Origin of the sequence: Limnohabitans sp. (assembly GCF_044373035.1) — a bacterium.
In the GTDB taxonomy this organism is placed as follows: domain Bacteria; phylum Pseudomonadota; class Gammaproteobacteria; order Burkholderiales; family Burkholderiaceae_C; genus Limnohabitans_A.
In genome coordinates, this window is the sequence record NZ_JBILQU010000222.1 from 1 (window position 1) to 2,590 (window position 2,590).

4 protein-coding genes are annotated in these 2,590 nt (G+C 61.5%); 3 read left to right on the forward strand and 1 reads right to left on the reverse strand.

The genetic code is table 11. The features are described from left to right. Positions 1–135: 135 nt before the first annotated feature. Positions 136–570, reverse strand: a complete 435-nt coding sequence (locus tag ACIQ47_RS16195) for a rhodanese-like domain-containing protein (RefSeq protein WP_396439058.1) — start codon at positions 568–570, stop codon at positions 136–138. A 251-nt stretch (positions 571–821) separates the two neighbouring features. Here ACIQ47_RS16195 and ACIQ47_RS16200 point away from each other — a divergent pair, with 251 nt between their 5' ends. From ACIQ47_RS16200 to ACIQ47_RS16210, 3 genes are all read left to right on the forward strand, one after another. Next, entirely contained in the window at positions 822–1,748 is a 927-nt protein-coding gene (locus ACIQ47_RS16200; RefSeq protein WP_396439059.1) for a ZIP family metal transporter, read from the forward strand. Positions 1,749–1,772: 24 nt separating this feature from the next. Next, the gene (locus tag ACIQ47_RS16205) at positions 1,773–2,246 is read left to right on the forward strand and encodes a Dps family protein (RefSeq protein ID WP_396439060.1); all 474 of its coding nucleotides are present in this window, start codon (positions 1,773–1,775) and stop codon (positions 2,244–2,246) included. A gap of 225 nt (positions 2,247–2,471) precedes the next feature. Continuing rightward, positions 2,472–2,590, forward strand: a 119-nt coding sequence (locus ACIQ47_RS16210; protein WP_396439061.1) for a demethoxyubiquinone hydroxylase family protein, incomplete at its 3' end; no start/stop codon positions are given.

The window sequence follows — 2,590 nt, forward strand, 5'->3', positions numbered from 1 at the left end:
CCCCCGCGCTGGAGGGCCACCGGAACCGTCTTTACAAATGTCAGTCTATGGGGGAAGGCCAAGGCCGCTTTTGTCCTAGATCAAGACCAGGCGTCTGCCGACGCCGGACCTGTATCGACCATGGCAGACCGCAGATCAGGACTTGCCGGGCGCAAGCAGGTCTTGCGGCTTGACCATGGGCCAGCCACGCTTGGCCCACTCGCTCATGCCGCCATCGACATAACGGATGTTGGTAAAGCCCTGCTCTTGCAGCGCCTGGGTCACAGCGCGCGAGCGGTTTTGGGTGTTGCAGATCAGCAAAACCGGTTGGTCGGCTTGCTTGAGAATCTCGGCCACACGCTGGGCCACCTGGCTCATGGGCAGCAAGACCACGCCTTGCGCCACGCCCGTGGCGTGCTCTTGCGACTCGCGGATGTCGATCATCAACACCTTGCCCGCCTCGTGCTCGGCGCGGGCTTGCTCCAAAGTCACATTGGGCAACGTCACCTCAGGACTGCAGGCTTGCAACAACCATGACGCCAGACCCAACGCGCACAACACACCGACCCGACGCAATGAAAAAACAAACATGTACGACCTCTTAAATATTAGCCATTCATTATATTTGAGCGTCACGCACCGTGCAGTTCGATGCATTTGCGTTCGATTCATTTGCGGCCATCGCCCATCCAACAAGGTGGGCCAGAGAACGGACAGGTCACAAACCATCGGGTCCAATCGGGCGGCTGGGAGATAGGTTTTGACTAACGATAGATTTTGAAAAACTGAATGGCTATTTGATTAGCAAAGACTATGATTGATCACCGATGAGCGAAATGACCATGACCACACTTTCCCACCCCATGCCCTGGCCCCACTTGCTGGCCCAACACGCCCGCCATCGCCCTCGGGTCCTGCTGGGCCTGGGCATTGCCATGATGGGCGTGCTGGTCTTGCTGCTGCAAGGCCAAGTTTGGCTGGCCCAAGCCACCCAAAACGATGCGGTGCGCTGGGCCTTGTGGGGCGGCAGCGCGGGGCTGGTCGCCACCACACTCGGGGCTTTGCCTGCTGTTTTTTTGAAGGGTCTCAAAGCCCAACACGAAGACGCCATGCTGGGCATGGCGGCGGGCATGATGCTGGCCGCTGCGGCTTTTTCACTGCTGTTGCCCGGCATCGAAGCGGGCACCCATCTGACGGGCCATGCCCTCAAGGGCGCTGGACTGGTGGTGCTGGGCATGGGTTTGGGCGTCTTGCTCATGCTGGGGCTGGACGCGTTCACACCCCACGAACACGACAAAACCGGCCCCTGCGGCCCTGGCCATGAGCGCTGCCACCGCGTGTGGTTGTTCGTCATGGCGGTAGCCATCCATAACCTGCCCGAAGGCATGGCCGTGGGCGTGGGCTTTGCGCAGGGGGACTTGTCGGTGGGCTTGCCCTTGGCCACAGCCATCGCCTTGCAAGACATCCCCGAAGGCCTGGCCGTGGCCATGACTTTGCGGGCCATCGGCACCCCCGCCTGGAAGGCCGTGGGCATTGCCGCCTTGGGCGGCTTGCTCGAACCCATTGGCGCCCTCATCGGGGTCAGTTTGGTGGGCAACTCAGCCCTGGCTTATCCTGTCGGCTTGGGCCTGGCCGCCGGGGCCATGCTGTTTGTGGTCTCTCACGAAGTGATTCCCGAAACCCATCGCAACGGTCACCAAACCACCGCCACACTGGGCCTGATGGCAGGCTTTGCACTCATGATGGTGCTGGACACCAGCTTGGGCTGACTTTTTTAAACACAAGGAAACACCATGAAAATCGACATCGGCATCTCTGAAGCGCACCGCCAAGCCATCACCGAAGGCCTCAGCCACTTGTTGGCGGACACCTACACGCTGTACATGACCACGCACAACTTCCACTGGAACGTGACCGGCCCCATGTTCAACAGCCTGCACGCCATGTTCATGCTGCAGTACACCGAGCTGTGGAACGCGGTAGACCCGATCGCCGAGCGCATCCGCTCGCTGGGCCACCCCGCACCGGGCTCATATGCCCAGTTCGCAAAGCTCAGCTCCTTGCCCGACGCGCCCGCCTTACCGCCCAAGGCCCTGCAGATGGTGGCCATCCTGGCGCAAGGCCACGAAGCCGTGGCCCGCACCGCACGCGGTTTGTACGAGGTGGTGGAGCAAGCCAAAGACGAGCCCAGCGCCGACTTGTTGACCCAGCGCATCGCCGTGCACGAGCAAACCGCCTGGATGCTGCGCAGCTTGCTGGAAGAGTGATGCACTCAGGTTGAGGCGTGGAGGTCGCGACTTTCCGCGCCGACCTTTGCGCCATCCAGCCGGTTGCGTGTCGACACACGCCACCGCACCGATGCACCCCGGCAGCTCAGGGACAAGGTTTGACCGATAGGATGCAAACCCTGGTCAAAACACGACCGCCAACCCATCCCTGCCGTGAAAAACCCAGCACCGCCTGAACACCCCTCCAACCAGCTGTCCAGACACATGGTGCGCGAACTGCGCTCCGATCACGCGGGCGAGACTGGCGCGGTCTACATTTACAAAGGCATCAGGGCCGTGGCCCGCTGGCGACAAGATGCCGAGTTGCTGGCCTTTGCCCGCCA

Excerpts from the sequence above, each read along its gene's own strand:
- ACIQ47_RS16195 (WP_396439058.1), bottom strand. The coding sequence starts at position 570 with ATGTTTGTTTTTTCATTGCGTCGGGTCGGTGTGTTGTGCGCGTTGGGT.
- ACIQ47_RS16200 (WP_396439059.1), top strand. The coding sequence starts at position 822 with ATGACCACACTTTCCCACCCCATGCCCTGGCCCCACTTGCTGGCCCAA.
- ACIQ47_RS16205 (WP_396439060.1), top strand. The coding sequence starts at position 1,773 with ATGAAAATCGACATCGGCATCTCTGAAGCGCACCGCCAAGCCATCACC.